This is a genomic window from Lachnospira eligens, from assembly GCF_009680455.1.
GTDB classification, from domain to species: Bacteria; Bacillota; Clostridia; order Lachnospirales; family Lachnospiraceae; genus Lachnospira; species Lachnospira eligens_A.
In genome coordinates, this window is sequence record NZ_WKRD01000008.1 from 62175 (window position 1) to 85329 (window position 23155).

21 protein-coding genes are annotated in these 23155 nt (G+C 37.0%); all 21 read left to right on the forward strand.

All coding sequences use genetic code 11. The annotated features are described in order from the left end of the window. Positions 1–67 precede the first annotated feature (67 nt). Positions 68–1702 carry a class I adenylate-forming enzyme family protein gene (locus tag GKE48_RS10975; RefSeq protein WP_055216401.1) on the forward strand — a complete coding sequence of 545 codons (1635 nt, stop codon included), beginning with the start codon at positions 68–70 and terminating at the stop codon, positions 1700–1702. A gap of 26 nt (positions 1703–1728) precedes the next feature. Next, a complete protein-coding gene (iorA, locus tag GKE48_RS10980; protein WP_173016926.1) occupies positions 1729–3474 on the forward strand; it encodes an indolepyruvate ferredoxin oxidoreductase subunit alpha in 1746 nt (581 codons plus the stop codon). A 31-nt stretch (positions 3475–3505) separates the two neighbouring features. Continuing rightward, complete coding sequence (locus tag GKE48_RS10985) at positions 3506–4078, forward strand: indolepyruvate oxidoreductase subunit beta (protein ID WP_118009934.1); 573 nt, start codon at positions 3506–3508, stop codon at positions 4076–4078. A gap of 24 nt (positions 4079–4102) precedes the next feature. After that, entirely contained in the window at positions 4103–4789 is a 687-nt protein-coding gene (locus GKE48_RS10990; RefSeq protein WP_154301069.1) for a LytR/AlgR family response regulator transcription factor, read from the forward strand. Continuing rightward, a complete protein-coding gene (locus tag GKE48_RS10995) occupies positions 4786–6090 on the forward strand; it encodes a sensor histidine kinase (protein WP_154301070.1) in 1305 nt (434 codons plus the stop codon). Before GKE48_RS10990 ends, GKE48_RS10995 begins: the two co-directional genes overlap by 4 nt. Before the next feature lie 89 nt (positions 6091–6179). Then, positions 6180–6830, forward strand: coding sequence for an accessory gene regulator B family protein (locus GKE48_RS11000; protein ID WP_154301071.1), 651 nt, complete (start codon positions 6180–6182; stop codon positions 6828–6830). Continuing rightward, positions 6814–6945 carry a cyclic lactone autoinducer peptide gene (locus tag GKE48_RS11005; protein WP_118010223.1) on the forward strand — a complete coding sequence of 44 codons (132 nt, stop codon included), beginning with the start codon at positions 6814–6816 and terminating at the stop codon, positions 6943–6945. Before GKE48_RS11000 ends, GKE48_RS11005 begins: the two co-directional genes overlap by 17 nt. Before the next feature lie 80 nt (positions 6946–7025). Then, a complete protein-coding gene (locus tag GKE48_RS11010; protein WP_154301072.1) occupies positions 7026–7403 on the forward strand; it encodes a hypothetical protein in 378 nt (125 codons plus the stop codon). A gap of 76 nt (positions 7404–7479) precedes the next feature. Further along, on the forward strand, positions 7480–8397 hold the full coding sequence (locus GKE48_RS11015) for a hypothetical protein (RefSeq protein WP_154301073.1): 918 nt from the start codon (positions 7480–7482) through the stop codon (positions 8395–8397). Between the two features lie 106 nt (positions 8398–8503). Further along, on the forward strand, positions 8504–9676 hold the full coding sequence (locus tag GKE48_RS11020) for an ABC transporter permease family protein (protein ID WP_154301074.1): 1173 nt from the start codon (positions 8504–8506) through the stop codon (positions 9674–9676). 6 nt (positions 9677–9682) lie between these two features. Then, positions 9683–10801, forward strand: coding sequence for an FtsX-like permease family protein (locus tag GKE48_RS11025; protein WP_154301075.1), 1119 nt, complete (start codon positions 9683–9685; stop codon positions 10799–10801). Between the two features lie 8 nt (positions 10802–10809). Then, positions 10810–11484 carry an ABC transporter ATP-binding protein gene (locus tag GKE48_RS11030; RefSeq protein WP_154301076.1) on the forward strand — a complete coding sequence of 225 codons (675 nt, stop codon included), beginning with the start codon at positions 10810–10812 and terminating at the stop codon, positions 11482–11484. 44 nt (positions 11485–11528) lie between these two features. Next, positions 11529–12002 (forward strand): prefoldin domain-containing protein, encoded by a 474-nt coding sequence (locus GKE48_RS11035; RefSeq protein ID WP_154301077.1) that lies wholly within the window; start codon positions 11529–11531, stop codon positions 12000–12002. A gap of 271 nt (positions 12003–12273) precedes the next feature. Then, complete coding sequence (locus tag GKE48_RS11040; protein ID WP_154301078.1) at positions 12274–13254, forward strand: hypothetical protein; 981 nt, start codon at positions 12274–12276, stop codon at positions 13252–13254. Positions 13255–13401: 147 nt separating this feature from the next. After that, positions 13402–14343: a hypothetical protein gene (locus tag GKE48_RS11045; RefSeq protein WP_154301079.1), complete on the forward strand. Its 942-nt coding sequence runs from the start codon at positions 13402–13404 to the stop codon at positions 14341–14343. A 36-nt stretch (positions 14344–14379) separates the two neighbouring features. Beyond that, on the forward strand, positions 14380–15582 hold the full coding sequence (locus GKE48_RS11050; protein ID WP_118363020.1) for a hypothetical protein: 1203 nt from the start codon (positions 14380–14382) through the stop codon (positions 15580–15582). Between the two features lie 13 nt (positions 15583–15595). Then, positions 15596–16717, forward strand: a complete 1122-nt coding sequence (locus GKE48_RS11055; RefSeq protein ID WP_154301080.1) for an FtsX-like permease family protein — start codon at positions 15596–15598, stop codon at positions 16715–16717. After that, a complete protein-coding gene (locus GKE48_RS11060; protein WP_154301081.1) occupies positions 16714–17382 on the forward strand; it encodes an ABC transporter ATP-binding protein in 669 nt (222 codons plus the stop codon). Before GKE48_RS11055 ends, GKE48_RS11060 begins: the two co-directional genes overlap by 4 nt. Before the next feature lie 478 nt (positions 17383–17860). Beyond that, positions 17861–19042, forward strand: coding sequence for a hypothetical protein (locus GKE48_RS11065; RefSeq protein ID WP_154301082.1), 1182 nt, complete (start codon positions 17861–17863; stop codon positions 19040–19042). A gap of 592 nt (positions 19043–19634) precedes the next feature. Then, positions 19635–20825, forward strand: coding sequence for an SMP-30/gluconolactonase/LRE family protein (locus tag GKE48_RS11070; protein ID WP_055216375.1), 1191 nt, complete (start codon positions 19635–19637; stop codon positions 20823–20825). 34 nt (positions 20826–20859) lie between these two features. Further along, on the forward strand, positions 20860–23073 hold the full coding sequence (locus GKE48_RS11075; protein ID WP_154301083.1) for a hypothetical protein: 2214 nt from the start codon (positions 20860–20862) through the stop codon (positions 23071–23073). The last annotated feature ends 82 nt before the right edge of the window (positions 23074–23155 follow it).

The window sequence follows — 23155 nt, forward strand, 5'->3', positions numbered from 1 at the left end:
GTGAAATATAGTATTATATAGCTTAATGAAATTGCATGCTGTCGGGGGCAGCAGGGAAGGAATTATTATGCCAGTTACAGAGTACTTAGAGCGCAATGCAAGAGAATATCCAGACGAGGTTGCATTGGTAGAGCTCAATCCTGATGAGAAGGATACGAGAAGGATGACATGGAAGGAGTTCGGGCTTATTGAGCCTACAACTTATTCACCATACCGCAGAGAGATTACATGGAGTGTATTTAACGAGAAAGCGAACAGATTCGCCAATATGCTTATCGGCAGAGGAATCAAGAAGGGCGATAAGGTAGCTATTATTATGTATAACTGCCTTGAATGGCTTCCTATATATTTTGGAGTGTTAAAGACAGGTGCTATAGCAGTGCCTTTCAACTTCAGATATGATTCAGATGAAATCTATTACTGTGCAGAGCTTGCAGAAGTAGATGTTATCGTATTTGGACCACAGTTTATCGGACGAATTGAAGTAAATGCTGAGAGATTATCAAAGGGCAGACTCCTTATCTATGTTGGAGACAATTGTCCAAGCTTTGCAGAAAGCTACAGAGAGCTTGTTGCTGACTGCTCAAGCAAAGCGCCTGATGTGACTATAACAGAAGACGATTATGGTGCAATATATTTTTCATCAGGAACAACGGGATTTCCTAAGGCTATACTTCATAAGCACAGAAGCCTTACACAGGCTGCCGAGATGGAGCAGAAGCACCATGGAACTGGAAGATATGATACATTTTTATGTATTCCGCCATTGTACCATACAGGAGCGAAGTTCCACTGGATGGGAAGTCTTGTGGCAGGAAGCAAAGCAGTACTTCTTAAGGGAACTAAGCCGGAGACAATTCTTAAGGCGGTTTCAGATGAAGAATGTACAATCGTGTGGCTGTTAGTGCCTTGGGCTCAGGATATATTAGATGCACTCGACAGGGGAGACATCAAGTTATCAGATTACAGACTTGACCAGTGGCGACTCATGCATATAGGTGCACAGCCGGTTCCACCTTCACTTATCAAGAGATGGAAGGAATACTTCCCTAAGCACCAGTACGATACCAACTACGGACTTTCAGAATCAACAGGTCCGGGCTGTGTACATCTTGGTGTGGAGAATATCAATAAGGTTGGTGCCATCGGAATTCCGGGTTACAGATGGGAATGTAAGATAGTTGATGAAGACGGTAATACAGTAAAACAGGGAGATGTCGGAGAACTCTGTGTTAAAGGACCGGGTGTCATGACATGTTATTACCGCAACGAGGAAGCTACTAAGGAAGTTCTTAAGGATGGCTGGTTATATACAGGTGATATGGCTATGCAGGATGAGGACGGTTTCTACTTCCTTGTAGACAGAAAGAAAGACGTTATCGTAAGCGGTGGAGAAAACATTTATCCGGTTCAGATAGAGGACTTCATCAGAAGATTTAATAAAGTTAAAGATGTAGCTGTTATCGGACTTCCAGACCACAGACTGGGTGAAAAGACAGCGGCTATCATAGAAGTTAAGGACGGAGTTACATGTACTAAGGAAGAGATAGAAGATTTCTGTATGGAACTTCCTAGATACAAGCGTCCGAAAGAGATTATATTTGCAGATATTCCGCGTAATGCTACAGGAAAGATTGAGAAGCCGAAGCTTCGTAAGATGTACGGCGCAGACAGACTTGTAGAACAGGAAAATAAAGGCTGATAAGAATACATAGAATGGAGAATGTTATGAGAGAATTAATGCTGGGCAATAAGGCAGTTGCAAGAGGAATGTATGAAGCAGGCTGTAAGGTAATATCAAGTTATCCGGGAACACCAAGTACAGAGATAACAGAAGAAGCAGCGAAATATGATGAGATATACTGCGAGTGGGCGCCTAATGAAAAGGTTGCATTAGAGGCAGCACACGGAGCAACACTCGGCGGAGTAAGAGCAGCATGTGCAATGAAGCATGTTGGTTTAAATGTGGCAGCAGACCCGTTATTTACAATATCATATCAGGGACTTAACGCAGGACTTGTAATCTGTGTAGCAGATGATCCGGGAATGCACTCATCACAGAACGAACAGGATTCAAGACATTATGCATTTGCAGCCAAAGTACCTATGCTTGAGCCTGCAGATTCAGAAGAATCAAGACTTTTCGTTAAGGAAGCATATGAGATATCAGAGAAATACAATACACCGGTATTTATCAAAATGTGTACAAGAGTTGCACATTCACAGAGTGTTGTATGTCCTGAGGAAAGAGTAGAGCCTGCACAGGTTCCTTATGTAAAAGACCCAACTAAGGTCATGATGACTAAGAATTCAAGAGATGCACATGTAAGAGTTGAGCAGAGAACACTTGACCTTATACAGTATGCAGAGACAAGTGGAATTAACAGAATTGAAGAGTGTGCAGAGGGAAGTCTTATTAATGGTAAGAAGATAGGTGTAATCACATCATCAACATCATACCAGTATACTAAGGAAGTATTTGGCGATAAAGTAAGCGTACTTAAGCTTGGAATGGTATATCCACTTCCAGAGAAGCTTATCAAGGATTTCGCACAGGGCAAGGACGAAATCTATGTAATAGAGGAGCTTGACCCAATTATTGAGAATCACTGCAAGCAGTTGGGAATACAGGTTCATGGTAAAGATACATTTCCAATATGTGGAGAGTTTTCACAGAATCTTATTAAGAAATGCATGGGAATGGAAGAACCAGAATTCACATCAATAGATGCACAGATTCCGGGAAGACCACCTGTTATGTGTGCAGGCTGCCCACACAGAGGAATATTCTACATTCTTCACAAGAAAAAGATTATGGTATATGGAGATATCGGATGCTACACATTAGGCGCAGTTGCACCGCTTAATGCGATGGATCTTAATGTCTGCATGGGTGCATCATGCTCAGGACTTCATGGTTTCAATAAGGCTATGGGAGAAGCTGGTGAGAGCAACAGCGTAGGTGTTATCGGAGATTCAACATTTATGCATTCAGGAATGACTGGAATTACAGATATATCTTACAACATGAGCAATTCAACAGTTATTATTCTTGATAATTCAATCACAGGAATGACAGGACATCAGCAGAATCCTACAACTGGTAAGAACTTAAGGGGAGAGCCGGCAGGAAAGGTTGACCTTGAGGCGTTATGCAGGGCTTTAGGCTTTAACAGGGTAAGAGTTGTTGACCCATACGACCTCGCAGCAGTTGAGACAGCAGTGACAGAGGAGCTTGCTGCCAAAGAACCGTCTATAATCATAAGCAGAAGACCATGCGTAATGATTAAGGGAACTGTACATAAGCCTGCAATAGCAATTAATCAGGATGCCTGCAAGGGCTGTAAGGCATGTATGCAGATTGGCTGTCCTGCTATATCATTCAAGGATAAGAAAGCACATATTGACCCAACATTATGTATCGGATGTGAAGTGTGCAAGCAGATGTGCAGATTCGATGCAATAGGAATGTAAGTATAGACAGGTAACTGAAGGGAGATTCAATATGACAAAGAATATTATGATAGTTGGTGTTGGCGGACAGGGAACACTTCTTGCCAGCAAGATGTTAGGATATGTATTATTAAAGCAGGGATATGATGTTAAAGTTTCAGAGGTACATGGAATGAGCCAGAGAGGTGGTTCAGTTGTAACTTATGTAAGATATGGTGAAAAAGTATATTCACCTGTAATCGATAAGGGTGAGGCTGATGTTATCATTTCATTTGAGCAGTTAGAGGCTGCAAGATGGGTTGAATTCTTAAAGAAGGACGGAGTCATCATCACCAATACACAGAAGATGGAGCCAATGCCTGTAATTACAGGGGCAGCAGAGTATCCGGAAGGACTTATTGAGAAGCTTACAACAGCAGGTGCCAGGGTAGATGCGAAAGATTTCCTTGCATTAGCAGAGGAGGCAGGTTCTTCCAAGGCTGTTAATATAGCACTTATGGGAAGATTCTCAACATACTTCCCTGATATTACAGACGAGCAGTGGCAGGATGCCATAGAGAAAAATGTACCTGCTAAATTCCTCGAGCTTAACAGGAAGGCATTTGAACTGGGAAGAAATGCTTAAGTAATTCACACAGGGGGAAGTGGCTTGACTAGATTTACTATATGCGATGATGAGCCGGAGCATGGCAGATTAATAGGTAAATATATAAAGACTGAATATGCAAAGCATGTGCCAGAGACTGATATAGCAGAAGTTGTGGTATATCAGTCTCCACAAGAAATGCTTGATGAAGCGATAGAAGACACAGATATATTCATACTTGATATTGAGTGTGGAAAGTCGAGTGGATTAGATATTGCAAAGGAGATACGCAGATTAAATAAAAATGCAGGAATAGTATTCTGCACATCACATAGCAATTATGTGTATCAGGTATTTGGTCTTACTCCTATTGATTTTATAAGAAAGAATAATATTGAAAAAGATATTGTACAGACAATGTATAATATTATGGATTTTCTCAGAGAAAAAAAGAAAATACTTGTAATTGAGAAAGGCGATATAATAAGACTTTCAGATATTGTGTCTGTGAATGTAATAAAACATGACCTTATATTCAAAGGTGTTAATGGCGAGAGAAAAATAAGAGCAAACCTAAGTACATATGAAGAGCAGCTAAAGCAGTTCGGTTTCATTAAGATATCACAGGGCGAGATGGTCAATAAGGATTATATAAAGGAAAGAAAAAGAGATAACCTTATTATGAAGGATGGCACAGTCTATCACATAAGCAGAAGTAGAGTCGATGAGATAAGGAGAATGTTCATATGACAGATATAATATTCGAAAGTTTCATAAATCTGTTTCAGAGTGTAGTTGTGACAGTGTTCCTTATTATAAGTCTTGGCTGTAAGGATAAGTATAATAAGAAATATGTCAGTGCAGCCGGGATATTAATTACATTCATATATCTTACTGTATCTAATCATCTTGTGTTCTTCGAGAGCGTGGGAATCTATGTATATATGGCATATTCACTGATGTTCAGTTTTGTGATACTGAGCGGAAGTGTTATTGAGAAGATATTCTACAATGTCATGATGATATGTTGTCTGGTTGGAAGTGCACTATTAGGTGGTGGGTTGGTATCACTTGTTGTTAAGAAAGATTTTCTTAATGCACATAGATATGGTACTGCTGAAAGATATGTAGGAATTATATTGGTTCAGGTAATATTATCTGTTTTATTTGTTTTAATAATAAAATTAAAACAAATGTTAAAGGAAAAAGATAATCAATACATGCTTATAATGTCTTTGATACCAGCTATATCGGTAATAGTATGCTGCCTTATGGTATATCGATTAGATAAGAGCTATGAGATGAATGTAATATATACATTTATTGCCATGGCGGGCATTATAATAATTAATGTTATCAGTATATTACTGCTTATTATGGAACAGAAGGTATATGAACAGAAAACCCGTCAGCAGGTTATGCTTAGTGCATATCAGCAGAAGGAGAAAGATATTGAATCAATACTTGATATGCACAGACAGAATAGTAAGCAGAGACATGATTTTAAGAATGTAATATTACTTATAAAAGAACTGATACGGGATGAACAGTATAATAAAGCAACAGAGATGCTTGATAAATACAGTGAAGGTTATAAGAACAATAATCTTACAGAGATTGTAAGTGATAACATTGTGCTTAATTATCTGCTGAACAGAAAGATTAACCAATGCCGCGAGGCTGGAATTGACATGGCATGTTATATACTGGGGAATATTGCAGGTGTTGATGATATGGACTTATACATACTTCTTGAGAATCTGTGTGATAATGCTATTGAAGCAGCAGGACAATGTGAGAAGCCATCAATTAAGCTCCAGATAGCAGAGGATAATGCCAGCATGTATATAGACATAGGTAATACCACAAGTGGTAATGTATTAAAGAACAATCCACACATGAATACAACCAAGAAGGATAAGAACATGCATGGTTTCGGAATTATGAATATCAGAGATATTATTGATAAATATAATGGAACTATCAACTATGAACAGCAGGGAGATAATTATCTGATGTGCAGATGCGCATTAGAAAAGGTTTGTCAATAGCTTTTTGATAATTAAAATTGTGCAGAATATGCCATATATTACCGAATATGCCAAACTACTTTTTTAAAAAATTAAATCAGCTATAATCAATGTATAAAGTGAAAGGAATTATGTATATGATTCATTCAGTTGCATTGGTTATAGCTGATTTTTTATTTTCTAAGGATGTTATTACAGAAGAAGAAAAAGAAGTGTGTGCATATGGTATGGAGTTGATAATATCAGGGATTATAAGCGTAGCATTGGTGATTATCATTGGATTGATAACAGGCAGCATATGGTATGCAGTTGTATACAACATAATGATGATTGTCATCAGATTGTATACAGGTGGATATCATGCAGACACACATGTGGGATGTAATGTATGTTACTGCGGAACATATATGATTTCGTTGCTGATGCTAAGAATCCAGATGTATGTAAGAGGAACCATCATCACATGGCTTATAGCTTTAGCTGGATATCTTATAATTGTTCTTAATGCTCCATTAGAGCATCATAACAAGAAGCTTACGATGGAACAGAAAGAAAAATATATGATTGTAAGTGCAGTGCTTGGAATAGCGTCTATGCTTATATCTTTTATATTGAATATTATAGGTGTGGTTATAAGATATGGTAAATACTCATTCTTATGCCAGATAAGCCTGTATATTAATACAATGCTTCTGATAATAGGACTGTTGCTACTATTGGGAGTACGAAAGGAGGGTAGATTTCATGAAGAGGATTCTTAAAGGAATGGCAGAGGCAGCTAAGAAAACAGCTAAGGCTTCTGTTAATTCTGCCTCGTTTTTTAGTATGTATCAGCCAAAAGAGCCTGATGTGTTAAAGAAGAAGGAAACAAAGTAGTTGTGCATAACAGAGGCACAGAGCAACTAAAGTCGTTGATATTAGATGTATCAATATGAAATGTAAAGGAGGAAAACATCATGAAAAAGATGGGAACTAAAATAAGGAGGGGAATCATTCTTACGTCAATGTTTGTAGTTATGTCAAGCAGTATGGTTTTAGCGGCTAGATATGAAGATTCTTATGGATTTGGAGAACTTATTGTAAAGAGAAGTGGCTCACAGGCGAAGGCGGAAGCAATGACATATACTAAAACATCAGAATTTACATATTTATTTCTAGATGTAACTACATATTACAATGATGGAAGTGAATGGAGTACAAGCAGGACTGCAGTAGGACGAAAAGCTTCAGCACAGTATGTTGGCGGTTATGAAGATGCTGATGGATTCGAGTCTATGCATAGATGTGAAAATTCACTGCATCAAGTAGGTTTTAACTGTAGATTGAGTGGATGATAAATTGTAGGAAAGGAGCTGTTGTTTTTATAATTAGGACTGAAACAACAGCTCTTGTTTTTAGGGGAAATTGAATATGAAAAGAAAAATAGCATGTGTATTATTAGCGGCAATTTCACTGCAGTTGTTGTCTTGCGGACAACATGATAGTAACGAGACACTGACTGAACCAAACTATGTGCTTCAGGAATATGAAACAACAAAGAGTGAGAATGGATATTCAATAGTTAATGATTTTATGGTCTATGATGAACCGAGTCCTTCTGGATTGTATGTATATTACCCATATGTTGAAGAGAAGAAAAAAGGTGTGAGCTATCTTGATGATATGTATATAAGAGGAAATTCTGCTAGAGATGAGGAATTACAAGGGGAGGCAAGACCAGATGGTACATCAAGCAAACTTGGAAATTCGGCGTGTGACAGTATGATAGTTAATGCATGGTCTACGCCAGATTTCGCATTGAAATACAACTCTGATTCATCGAAAGGAGTAGGTGATGAACGTGTTGGTTTTGCATTTTCATATCTTATTAATGATGGTGATAAAGAATATAAATCAGGTGATGATGCAATGGCGGATGTTGATGTTGCAGCATATTCTTTTGCACTGTATGAGGATTTTAAAGATTATGGCGGTCCGGTATGTACAGTAGAAATATATGGAGTACCGCAGGCTTTATTTAAAGAGAAACTTGGCAAGAAATTTAATAGCGATAAATTGTATGATTTTTTGGATAAACTAAAAAAAGATAACTATAAATCATGTGAGCTTCTTGCAACTAAAAGGATTACTGAAACTGATGTATATTATATAGATTATTCTGAGTTTAGTAAAAAGGGGCAGTATGGAAATTATGTTATAAAGTATACTTTTAGTGAAAAACCACGTTATAATTGGGTTAATACTGTAAAGGTCGGTTGTTACAATATTAATGATGAAGCAAAGTATACAAGCTGGAAAAGGGAACATGCGGAGAAGATGATTAATTAGAGCGGATAGGATAAAGATAATGAGATGGTATAATAAGTTAAAATTAGTTTTTCGTATATATACACGAAGGATATTTGTAACGCTTCTTCTTTTTGGAATGTCGTATATGGCTTTTTACATGACGGACAGGGTTGTTACAAAGTATATAGGTGACAGATATGACATATGGCAGGTAGAAAGGTCATTTTCTGTAAATCCTGATGATAGCGGATTTATATATTTTGTTGATAGAGAGCAGGACCAGACTGTTTCGAGTAAGGTATGTGAATATATGAAGCAGCTTAAGGATATTGATTCGTGTGGGTATTTTATCAGTACATCACTTGTTGATGGAGACATAGATAATGGCGATTATATTGGTGCATATATAATAGATAAAGATATTATAGATATAGGTAATCTGAAATTAGACCAAAACATAAGAGATAAAGTCGATGTATTAAAAGATGATGAAAAGATTGTACTGCTGGGGAATTTTTTTAGGAAAAGACTTAATAAGGATAAGGTTATGCAGCTGTATGAGGGTGATGAGATAACAGTTGTGCAGGCAGATGGTTGTTTAAAAGCTGGAGCAAGATGGATACATGAAGATAAGTTATTTGGCGCATCGTTTGGAGCACAGGATAATTATGTTTTAGATGATAATGCTGTTATCATAATTGGAAGTCTTGAAAAAATTTTAGATTCTGAGGTTTATTCGAATATGATACAGAATATCTGTTTCAAATGTAAAGATGGAATGTTTGAAAATGTAACTGATGATATTAAAAATTTCTGCTATGAAGAAGGCATAAATATCAGTGTTATTAATTATGGAGATGAAATTAAACAACAGTATATAAAGAGTAATATAATTGATGATAATAATACATTTACTGCAACTGTGATGATTGTAGTTCTTGCAGTGATTGCTATATCTATTTCTAATATTATGTATTGTATTATGAGTAAAATGCATTATGGAATTATGATGAGTACTGGGATGTCTAAAAGAGATATAATGTGGATAGTAACTGCACAGAATATGATAGTTTTAGTATTAGCAGGTGTGGGGGCTTGGTGCATAAGAATAAAAATGTTATTTGGCACATTTTTCCCAAAAGAAGTAATTGAGAGTACGGGGCGTTATTATGAGGGTGTATATGCGGCACATACATATTATATGCCGTTTATATTAATAATTGAGATTATTGTTGTTATGCTGATATCAAACATTATACCATATATCATAATAAGGCGGGCTTCTGTTACTGATATGCTGGAAGGGAGAGATTGGTAAATAATTATGAAATATATGCAAGGAATATTAAGAAAGGTATTCAGGTACAAACTGATTTCTGTGTTTTTTATAGTTAGTCAGTTGGTTATGTTCTATTCTGTTTTTGGAGCGCTTTCAATATATAATAAAGCATATGCAAAAGAGCAGGACAGGATTGATTCTTTATATAAAAATGACATAGAAATGAATATAACAACCGGTAATGCTAATGATATGTTTAAATATGTTGCAAATGGTGCGGACGCAGGAAATCTGACAGTATGTGGTAAGTTATCATTAGCATATGCTGAAATTGGACGGAATACCAAATGTGAAGTTATAATAAAAGAAAATGAATCATTTCCATATCAGATGGTAAATGGGCATATTCCCGGAACTTTGGAAGAAGATGAAGGTAAAAACATTGTAGCTGTAGGCAGGTATAAGTATAAAGATTCATATGAAAAAGATGGGAAAAGGTATGTAACAATTGAAAACGAACCATATGAGGTATGTGGAATTATAGGCAGTGAAAATTCAGATTACTGGGATTATACTATGGTTTTTAATATGAAATGTATAGGAGAAAACACTCTGAACAAGATAATTTCTAAGGGCACATATACATTTCAGTTAGCAAGTAATACTGAAGCACTGGACGATTCTTACGCAAATGTATATGGAAATATAAAAAGTGTTGATAAGACAGCACAGATATCAGCACAGAAGATGAATTTAACAGGGAATGGTGATATGTTAAAGGATATTTCTGGAGAGGAAATGAACACAAACATTATTATATACATTTTCTGTATTCTGAATTGTTTGCTTATATCGGAATTTCTGTTTATACAGAAAAAGAAAGAGATTGCAATAAAAAAGATATATGGAATGAGCAACCTAAGGATAATAGCTGATATATCTGTAAATATATTGTTTCTATGTTTAACGGCACTGATTATATTTATTTTAAGTGCATTTATTATAAATGTATTAATAATGAGAACGAATTTTATAGAAATAAATTTAACAGGTGTACTGGTGATGTTTGCTGCAATAATAATTGCAATTGCTTTTTTTATGGGATATCCGGTTGTTAAAATACTGAGAAAGGATTCATTATATATTGTAGGAAAAACGGAGTGAGATATTAAATGATAAGATTAGAAAATATTACAAAGATATACAATGAAAAAGTTGATGATACAAAGGCGCTTGATGATGTAAGTCTTAAGATAGAGGACGGCGAATTCATTTCGGTTATGGGAGCGTCAGGAAGTGGAAAGAGTACACTTCTTAAGATTATAGGCTGCATGGATACACCTACAGCAGGAAAGTATTTTCTTGATGATACTGAGGTTACTGCGGCAAGCCGTTCACAGGTACATAAGCTGCGCAAGGAAAAGATTGGGTATGTGTTCCAGCATTTTGCACTGATGGATTACTATACTGCATATGAGAATATAGAGCTTCCGCTTCTTGCAGCCAATGTCAAACGCAAGGAAAGAAAAAGAATTATATTAAAGCAGATGGAACATCTTGGAATATTGTCAGAAAAGGATAAGCTTCCGGGAAAGATGTCAGGCGGACAGCAGCAGAGAGTTGCGATAGCAAGGGCTTTGGTGACTAATGCGGATATCATACTTGCTGATGAACCGACAGGAGCGCTTGACCAGAAGACAGGACATGAGGTGTTAGAGCTTCTTAAGGAGATTAATAAGTCTGGAAAGACTGTCATTATAGTAACCCATGATGAAGGGATTGCTAAGATGACGGATAGGATTATTACTATCAGTGATGGCAGGATTGTTGGGGATAGTAAAGAATAATGTGGCATGAATAATGTGGGGCGTGTTTGGATAAGGAGGTTAATATGGATAAAGAAAAATCAAAAAAGAAAAAAGTAACTATAATAGTAATAGTAGTTCTTTGTGTTGCCGCAGTAATAGGCTTTGTAATAACAAAGATAGTAACAACGCCTAAAGTAGAGATAGACTATGGAACTTCAGATATCTATACACAAAAAGATATGGATGAAGCTATTAAGGTAATAAAAAGAAAGATTAGGCATATGAAAGGATTTGAGCTTCATAAAGTCTATTATGCAGGTGATAAATCCAGTAATTCAGATAGTGTTTTGAAATGGATAAATGAATTAGCCAAAAGAGATGGCTGGACAGATGATTTTACTGAGGTTATATATTTCAAAAGTGATTTTCATACATCAAAGAAAGAGAAAGATGTGGAAAATACCGGCTTTGATGTAGATGATGAGGAAACAGGTTATGGCTGGTATCTTGCTCGAACTGAAGGCGGTAAGTGGAGAATAATATCGAGTGGATATTAGGATTGTTGGGGATAGTAAAGAAAAATAATGCATTTCATGCTACTTTTTCGTCATTTCGTGACATTTATCTAGGATAAAATATAAAAAAAGCTATAATTAATGTAACAGAGATTGTGAGAATTGAGTTGCATTGGTTATAGCTTTTTTTTATAATTAAATTAGTAATTGTTGTGCGGAATGAAACGTATTTTCCAACTTTTTTTTAACAGGATTCGTATATATGTGTGTCAGGGAAAGTGATTGTAATCGTGTTTGTTAAAGGAGGGCATCTATGAAAAAGTTATTATTAACTATGGCATTATTGGGAACTGTGTTTACAGTGAGTGCATGTTCAGGAAACAAAGATGTTGTATCAGATGAAAGTTCTGAATTGCTTGCAAAACCAGAGGTTACACAGGCAGCAACCAAAGAAGGCGAAAGTTTTAATGATAATTCAGAAACAGATGAGACGGGAAAATATGAGAAAATCCAGTATGGAATATATGAATTATATTTTCCAATAATAAAAGAAAGTGACAAAATACGAGGCGTGGAGTATCTGTATGACGCGTATTTTGCGGAAAATGTAAATGTACATAAATCAATAAATCGTCCAGAAGGAACTTCTTCAGCAGAAGGTAATACGCAATTAAGTTGTTGTGCAGCAGCGTTTCCAGAATTTGCTGTTGATTCGGAAGAAAAGCAAATTACAAGAGATGAAATGGCTAAATCAAAGAATGAATTGATTAAGACAAGAGTGGCAAGGGCATATAGAGAATCAGATGAAGAAACAAATGTAAGTTATGAAAGAGATGAAGAAGCTGATAGAAATAAAAAAATGAAGCATGAGTTCAAACATGTAGATGTACAGGCAGTGTCATTTGCTTTATATGAGAGCTTTTATGAAACAATACCTAATCTTACAGTAAATGTTTATGGAATGAGTTATTCAACATGGAATAAATACATGCCAGAAGATGATGTATATTCTATTAATGATACTAAAGCCATGATGACAGCACTGGCTGAAAATAATTATTCGGACTGTGATAAACTTGCCAGCAGGAAAATTGATAAGAGCGGTGTATATTATATGGATTACAGTGAGTATAACAAAGATAACATATACAAGCAGTTATTCATAGTGGCAGAATTTGATGAAATGCCGATTGATTATGCAGTGGCTATAAATGATGACATGAATTATAACATAAGTAATTCACAGGATTATGCTAAGTGGAAAGAGGATAATAAGGATAAGTTTATAGAATAGAAGATGGGGATTGAGACAAAGGGGCGGATACTAATTGTGTATATGTATTGATAGTGTCAGATAGAACATGAAATCAGCTATAATTAAATGTATAAAGTAAAATAAATTGTGTGTATAATGTCGTATTAAAAAGTATGGAGGGAACACATGAGAAGGGGATTATTAACAGCAGCATTATTGGGAGTTATGCTTACATTCAGTGCATGTTCTGAAAACAAAGATGTTGTATCGGATGAAAGTTCTGAATTGCTTGCTAAACCAGAGGTTACACAGGCATCAGCTAAGGAATTAGAAAGCGGAAGTGCAGATTCTGACAGTACTTCTGCGGGGAAATTTAAGAAAATCCAGTTTGGGGATTTGGAATTGTATCTTCCGGATATTGCAGAAGCTGACAAAAAAAGAGGCGTTAAATATGTAGATGATGCCTACTCTTTAGATATGGATCTATATGAAATCCATAAAAAGATTAATAAGCCCGATGGCATGAAAATAAAGAATGCAGACGGATTTGGTATTGGTATGCCATATCGTGAATATAGTGAAGAATTGCAAAAGCAAGTAGATGAATTTAATTATACAGTAACAGAGGTGTTTTTTGATCCAGAAACAATCGAAGATGGAAATCGTGACGGAGGAAACGATGCAATATTACCACATGAGATTTCTGCAATTGATGTGCTGGCAATATCATTTGCAATATACGAGGACTTTTTTGAAAGTGTTCCGGATATTAAGCTGAGTATATATGGCATACCACATGAGGTGTGGAATAAGTATCTTTCAGCGGATGACAGATATTCAAGGGATCAGAATACTAAAATGCTTGAAGCTTTTAGAAGCAACGGCTATTCAGAGTGTGACCTGATAGCGGACAGGGAAATAAAGACTACAGATGTATACTATATGGATTATGCCTGGTTTAATAAGGATAACAGATATAAACAGTTTCTTATGGTCCTTGAGATGGAAGATATTCCATGTGAGTATTCATTTTATATAAGTGAAGGAATGGGATATGTAATGGATGAAGGCGGGGAGTCTGCATATGCCGCATGGAAGGAAGCCAATAAGGCTAAGTTCATAGAATAGAAGATGGGATTGAGACAAAGGGGGCGGATACAATAGATGAAACTGGTTAATAAATTAATTATTATATACAGGGAGTATATAAAACGGGCATTTGTAACGATAATGCTTATGTTCATATGTGTTATATCCTTCTATATGACAGACAGGACATGGAATACATATACGAAGAACAGATGTGAGACTGGAATAAAACGGAAGGCTTACAGTATAAGTCCCTATAATATTAATAAGATTAAATTTTCTACAAGAAGTGTTCATGCTGAGCAGAGTGACATGCTAGAAGGACTTGCTTCAATAGAAGAAATATCAGCATATGGACTGATTATAAAAAATGATGTGCAGTTTGATAATGGTTATGTAAATGTTGTAATAAGTGATTCTGATATAGCTGACATGTGTAATACAGGAGTAAGCAGGGCAGATATTGAACAGAAGCAGGCAGAGTGGGAAGGATATGACCTTGTGTGGATTGGAAGTTCATATAAGGGAGTCTATGAGATAGGACAGAGATGCCAGACAATGGCATCAGAATGTGTAGTTGTGGGATTTCTTAAGGACGACGCACAATGGCTTGTTAATGAGACCATAACACTTGAGAAACCGGATCTGTCGGAGAGTGGACTTGTGGTAACAAAGGATACATCTAAGTATGACTGGGGAGAGAGTCTGGAATACACGACACCTGTCTATTATGTCGCAGATTATAAAGACAATGATGTAATAAAGAGTAAGCTTATGGATTATCAGGCTGAGAAAGGGATAAGGGCATCTATTATTAATGAAGGAGAGCAGCTTGATAAGGATGTTAAAGACAATTCAATAACTAATGACAAGACATTTATAGCATCGGTGCTTCTGTATGTTATAGCAATAGTTGCGATATCAGCAGTTACGATTATTGAGTGTCTTATTAACAGAAGAGATTATGCAATATTCATAATTAACGGAATCAGCAGAAAAGCTGTCTATTCGATGATACTGATTAAGAATCTGATACTGATTATAGTATCTGCACTTGCTGCATGGCTGTACTGTCAGTGGGAGACATTCGGAAAGATAATAGTACAGACAGCAGGTGAGTATGGGAATGAATTAAATTATACAGCAAAGATAATGGCACACTGCATATATGTTCCTATTATTATTGCAGCAGAGGCTGTGATTATGACAGTCATATCGTGCATAGTACCTGTTGTGTATCTGCATGGAAAAGGTCTTATCGACCTTATGAAGAAATGAGGTGGCGTGAGGTATGAATATAATAAAGAGAATCATACAGAATGTATTCAGATACAGACTTACAGCATGCTTTTTCATAATAGGACAGCTTATAATGTACGTTACGATATTCGGGGCACTGGGAATATATAACAAGGCATACCAGAAGGAAGCGGACAGGCTTGCTGCACTGTATAAGAACCGTATAGAGATGTCAGTTGTATCATTGAATAAATCGGACATTTTATCGGCATGTACGGACGGAGTTACAGAAGGCAATATAAGGGCAAAGAAGGTAGGATTATATTATACGGAAAGAAAATCTTCCACTGTTGCACCGGAGATTATACTGGCAGTGAACGAAGAACTGCCATATGTGATGGAGAGTGGAAGGATTCCCGGAACATCAGAAGAAGATTATGGAAAGAGACTCGTAGCTCTCGGAAGGTCACAGTACAGATATGCGTATGAAGAAAACGGAAAGCATTATGTAACATTTGAGAATGAAACATATGAGGTTACAGGCGTAATCGGCAATGAAGGCTCTGATTATTCTGACAATATGATTGTATTCGATAACAGATGTCTTGGAGATAATGTAAGAAAAACTGTCAATGAGCTGAAGGAATACACGATTATGATTGACAGCAATACAGTGGAACTTAATGATACATATGAAAAGGTATATAACAATGTATATGGAGCTGATATTAACTGTGCAATTGAGAGCCGCTCAGTTTCAGGAAACGGACAGAGTACAGTTGAAAAAACTCTCCAGAAAGAGAACATCAGGATAAATAAAGTCGTATATATCTTCTGTATTCTTAACTGTATGCTTATGTCTGAATTCTGGATTATAGAAAGAAATAAGGAATTTGCAATAAAGAGGACTTATGGCTTCGGGCAGTTAAGATTAATCGGAGGAATTGCAAGGGATATTCTTATACTTGGCTCGGCATCGCTTGTTATATATGTTGTTGTTCATCTGTTTGCAGCGGGAGTTCTTGGAATAAAGCTGTATACGATAAGCTGGAACTTAAGGCTTATAGCGTCTGTACTGTTTATTAACCTTACGGCGCTTGTGTGTACAATAATTGTTCCTGTATACAGGATAATGAGGATGAACCCGGCTGTTACATTGGAGGATATGGAATGATAAGATTAGAGAATATTACGAAGATATACAATGAAAAGGTTGATGATACTAAGGCACTTGATGATGTAAGCCTTAAGATAGAGGACGGTGAATTCATTTCGGTTATGGGAGCGTCAGGAAGTGGAAAGAGTACGCTTCTTAAGATTATCGGCTGCATGGACAGCCCGACATCAGGGAAGTATTATCTTGATGATACTGAGGTTACAGCGGCAAGCCGTTCACAGGTACATAAGCTGCGCAAGGAAAAGATCGGGTATGTGTTCCAGCATTTTGCACTGATGGATTACTATACTGCGTATGAGAATATAGAGCTTCCGCTGCTTGCAGCCAATGTAAAGCGAAAGGACAGGAAAAGGATTATATTAAAGCAGATGGGACATCTTGGAATACTGTCGGAAAGAAATAAGCTGCCGGGAAAGATGTCGGGAGGACAGCAGCAGAGAGTTGCGATAGCAAGGGCGCTTGTAACCAATGCGGACATAATACTTGCGGATGAGCCGACCGGGGCACTTGACCAGAAGACAGGACATGAGGTGCTTGAGCTTCTTAAAGAGATTAACAAGTCTGGAAAGACTGTTATCATAGTAACCCATGATGAGGGGATTGCTAAGATGACGAACAGGATTATTACTATCAGTGATGGAAAGATTGTTGGGGATAATTAAAACTTTTTAGATACATTTTTCGTATATGTTATTGTTGGGGCAGTGTCAAATAGCATATGAAATCAGTGTATAAGTTGGTGAAAAGCCTACCAATGCTGCTAAATGAGATGAAATAGTAGGTCTTTTGAGAAGAAATTTTGATGGGAATTAAGGCAGCTAAAGAAAATTGCCTACTAAAGTTGTGATTTATGCGAGAATAGTAGGTCTTTTGGCTGATAATAAATGTCTAAGATTGTAGATAAATAAGAAAAAGACCTACCAGATTGTGAAAATTGATGAAATAGTAGGTTTACCGGGTAACCTTGGAAAGCGGTAAGAGTCCCCCCGCTTAGGGTAATAGGCTGTGTGGTGAAATTACAGGATAATTAATCAAAATAATGCATTTTAAGCAGTATTTATGTTATTTCGTTCAATATGTTTTTTAATATATAATTAAAAGTACTATAATTATGATCATAAATTGGGGGAGGTGCTTTTTATGTCAAAAAAGAAATTATTTATGATAATTATTGGGGCTGTAATCTGTGTGGCTTCATTATCCGTTGCTTTGATAATGGTGAGGGGAAAGAAGGAAAAGTCAATAAACTTAGGCAAGAGCAGCGAAGAAACAGATGAACAGAGCTATTGGAATCCGGATATTCACGGAATTGCCAAATCAGAGGATGGTTATTATTATCTCACATATGATATTGATGGAACTACTTTGAGATATTTTGATGATACTGCAAAGAAGTCTATAGCTGTATGTGCAAAGCCTGATTGTACGCATGACAGCTCTGATTGTAATGCATTTTATTCAATGGATTATCTTTCGACACCTGTCTATTATTATAAAGGATACATATATATGGTAAGAGTTGATGCAGGTATGGCGAAGGTTGTAAGAATACAGAAAGATGGAAGCAAGAGGGAAGATGTGGCAGAATTGTTTGCTAATGATGGTGTTACATCAATATCAATGGTTTTTCATGGTGACTGCATATATGCTTATGATCATCTGGGACATACAGCAAGTGATGAAGTCGGAAAAGAAGTTATTAAAAAGATAGATTTAAAGACTGGACAATCAGAAGAAGCATTTTCATATGAAGGCAAAAATGCTGCTATATCAGGAGCAAGAAGTTTTGGGGATAAATTATTTTTTAAGATATTCACTTATTCGTTAGACAGAGATAAACATGAGATTAATGAATCATTTCTGCTGTATTGTTATGATTATAATACAGGAGAGGCAAGTATGATTTCAGATAAGAATATATCGGATTATTATGTAGATGAAGATAATGGGATATTGTTCTATTTTGTAATTGGAAAAGGTCTGTATTCAAGAAAACTTAACGATACAGAGTCAACATTGCTGTATAAAGTAGATGAAACAATAGTACGTGCCACAATGTCATATGATGGAAATTATCTATACATGTCTAATGGTGGGGCTGGAAGTGCGACTGATTACAGCAGGAAGATAGAAAGAAAAATATTCGTTCTGAAAACTGATGGAACGGTTGTTAATACAATTGCACTCGACAAGAATTCAGGAACAGCATATTTTGGAGATGACAGATATATGTTTTTTGCAAAAACGGGAGGAGAACTTGTATATATAGATAAAAAGGATATTCTGGGAAATTATGAGTTTAAAAAGGCGGAAGTTAATTAATATACTCTAAATTTATTGATGAAAGGAAAGAATTTATTATTTGTGGAGAGGCAAATAATGTATAAGTTAAGTGTTCTGACAGGAAATTGCTTGAGTAGTTGGTAAAAAGCCTACTAATGTTGCTAAATGAGATGAAATAGTAGGTCTTTTGAAAAGAAATTTTGATGGGAATTAAAGTGGCTAAAGAAAATTGCCTACTAAAGTTGTGATTTATGCGAGAATAGTAGGCTTTTTAGCTGACGAGATGCGACTAATATTACAGATATATCAGAAAAAGACCTACTAAAGTGTGAGATGTGACAGATTTAGTAGGCATTTAAGATGGAAAGAAGCATCATAATCCAACTTACAATGTAAAAAAGACCTACCAGATTGTGAAAATTGATGAAATAGTAGGTTTACCGGGTAACTTTGGAAAGCGGTAAGAGTACCCACCGCTTAGGGTAATAGTCTGTGTGGTGAGATTACAGGATAATTAATCAAAATGATGCATTTTAAGCAGTATTTATGTTATTTCGTTCAATATGTCTTTTAATAGATAACTAAAAGTGCTATAATTATAGTTATGAATTGAAGAAGGGTGGTGTCTCATATGAAGGGTAAGAAAAAGGTTATTATAGGTATTATTGCAGCAGTTGTAGTTGTTGGAATCGTGGTGGCAGTAGTTCTGGGGATGAGAAGAGGGAAATCAGACAAAACAATTAATGTCGGCAATGCAACAGAGTCAGACGAGATGAGCAGCTGGAGAACTGACGGACATCGTGTGGCTAAAGCGGAGTCGGGATATTATTATCTGGACTGGAGTGATACTGATTCGACTACAATGCTTATGTATCTTGATGACAGTACACATAAGATTATTCCAGTGTGTGCCAAAGCTGAATGTAAGCATAATTCATCAGATTGTAATGCAGTATTAGACAGCAGTTACGACAATTCTCCGCTTCATTACTATAAGGGAAGTCTATATGTTGTTAAAGTGGAAGGCGGTATGGCTAAGTTAGAAAGAATTGCGAAAGATGGAAGCAGCAGAGAGGATGTTGCAGATCTGTTTGCCAGTGATGATGGAACAGTGTCTTTAGTATTCCATGATGATTGTGTATATGCATATGACAGAATTGGACACATGGGGGCAGTTGAGAGCAAAGATACTGATAAAGTAGTGATTGTAAAGGCAGAACTTGCAAATGGAAAGACAAGTGAAGTGTTCTCATATGAGGGAGCAAATAACGCTATTAACGAGGCAAGAAGCTTCGGTGATAAGCTGTTTTTCCTGATAAATCATAATTCAATTGATAAAGAAACATTAACGGCAGACGTTAATTACAAGCTTTATTGTTATGATTATGCCACAGGCAGCGCAGAACTGGTATCTGATAAGAATATATCTGATTATTATGTTGATACAGACAATGGAATTCTGTACTATTTCGTGATAGATAAGGGGCTTTATTCAAGAAAGCTTAATGAAAATGATGGCAAACTGTTGTATAAGGCTGATGATTCAATAGTAATGGCAGCCTTGTCATATGATGGAAAGTACATATATATGTGTAACGGTGGTGCAGGAAGTGCAACCCAGATTACTAATTTTATTGATGAAAAAATATTTGTACTCAATCCAGACGGAACACTTGTCAATACTATAGAACTCGACAGAAGGAAAATGAGTAATCTGTACTACGGCGACGACAAGTACCTGTTCATAGGCTACTCTAATAAGCTGTCGTATATTGATAAGAGCAATATTAGCAGCAGTGTGGAGATAGTTCCTGTTAAGTGATTTTGAAGTGGGCTTACACAGTGAGGGGCGGAATATGAACGAGTTTAGGAGACTGATTAACAGGAAAGTTGTCATTGGCTTTATCGCATTACTTATTATTAATGTATCGTTGTATGTGTATCAGCAGACAAAGGGCGCAGGGATTAAGGAATTAAGGTTTGAAACCGCGCAGCGGCAGTGGTGTGTTGATTACTATGGCAATTATGATATTGAGGTTGCGATAAATGCGGTGGATTCGGATATAAAGAGGATATTAAGTTACAGGAAGGCTGATAAGCAGGGGACTGTGGCGGAATCCGAGGTACAGGCTGGTGCGGAGACCGAAGTTTTGGGGAAATATAAGGCACTGTCTGAGAGTGAGCAGCTTCTGTTTCTGACGGTATTAAGGGATATAGAAAGCCAGTTGGAATATATAAAGAAGTATCCTGAAGATATGAAGCAGATTCAGACTAATGCACAGCAGCTTATGACTTTCTCTATATTTTCTGACAAGAACAGCTTTACATATAATAATATTGTAAAGACCGGTAAGGATTTTGAAAAGGTAGCTGATGTATCGCTTTATCTTGTTAATAATAAGGCGGCAGGCAGTTTTGTGAATTATTATTACACATTTTATTTCGCGCTGATTATGATGGTTTTCATAATATACGGTCTGTCGGGTGAGCGTGATAATGGAATGTGGGGGATTGTACATTCGGCAGGAAGCGGAAGGCTTCGGCTTGCGTTGCACAGACTGTTTATTATCGCAGGCTCTGGCGTGGTTATAACAGCGGGTCTGTATTTTACAACATTTGCAGCAGCACTGCTGTTATACGGCGGAGCAGGGGCGCTCAATGCGCCGGTTCAGTCCATACAGGCATTTGAAAGATTTGCTATGCCGATGAGCCAGATTGGGTTCGTGCTGTACAATTATGAATATAGTGTGCTGGCGGTAGTGGTTCTTAGTGTGGCGTTATGGGCTGTATTCGTTGTCAACAGGAAGCGGAATCATGCGCTTATTCTGACCGGAGTAGTTGTGGGGTTGGAAGTGCTTATGTATTACAGAATAGGGCTTCACAGCATTTACAGTGCATTTAAACAGATTAATATTGTGCGTCTTATGAAGGTCAACGCGGTCATCAGCACATATGCGAACCGCGGAAGGGGAAGCTTTGTTATATCTGAGTCGGCTATTATGTTCTGGGCGCTTATGGTGATTCTTGTTGTGTCCGTGGCTGTTGCGGTAATGGGAACTGTGCTTATGCGTCCGAGTCAGGGTAAAAATGTGCTGACACGGCTTACTGATAAGCTGTATGCCGGATATCAGCATATTTTTGCAAATGTGCCTGTTGTATTCAAGGAACTTCACAAGCTGCTTGTGACAAGCAGGGGATTTACGGTTATTGTGGTGCTTCTGCTGGTTGTTATGTATTTTATCAGTTATGGAAAGATGGCTTTCTCGGACAACTCCAGAGAGCGTGACAGGATATATCTTGAAAAGGGTGGTGCTGATTATTCGCAGATATCCGCCCTGATTGATGAGCGCAGAGCTGATTATATGCAGGCTGTAGAGAAAAGTATGGAAGCTTCTGAACAGTATGAGAATGGTGAGATTGGAATTGACGAGTTATCGCAGATTAATTCGACTGTGTCTATATATGCGTCGCGTTATGCTGCGGTGAGGGAATTTGAGCAGAAGCAGGAATATCTTGAGAATCTTAAGGAAGAGACTGGTATTGATGGTTACATGATGTCAGACAGGGGATATGAGGAGATATTTGGCAAGTACGGAAAGGCAAGAGAGACTGTTCTTCTTATGGCTCTGCTTGTGTCTGTTGTGCTTATTGTTTCTGAGAATATCGGAATTGAGACAAGCACAGGAACTAAATATATTGTCAATGCTGCAAGCGGAAAGAACACTGTTAAGGTTAAGCGGATTGTGGCATCTTTAGTGTTGTGCATAGTCCTGTATGTTCTTGTGTATGGAATTGATATGATACATTTGCGAAGCTATTATGGCATGCCGTACACGGACGCACCGCTTATGAGTCTCACATTTATGAGGGATTGCGGGTTTTATATTACTGTTGGAACATTTATGATAATCCGACTGATTGTAAGGCTGATTGCAATGCTCATTACATTTGCAGTTACATATGTACTGTGCAGCCGTTTTTCTGAGGTGCGCGGAAGGGTTGTGTCTGTGCTTCTTATGGCTGCGGTGATTGTGATTGCGGCTGTGATGGGAAATGTGAGTATATGGTGAAAGGGTGAATAAGGATATTGAAAAAGGCAGAAGATTTACCTGAATTTCTCAGGTAGTTCTTCTGCCTTGTGTTTTATGTGTT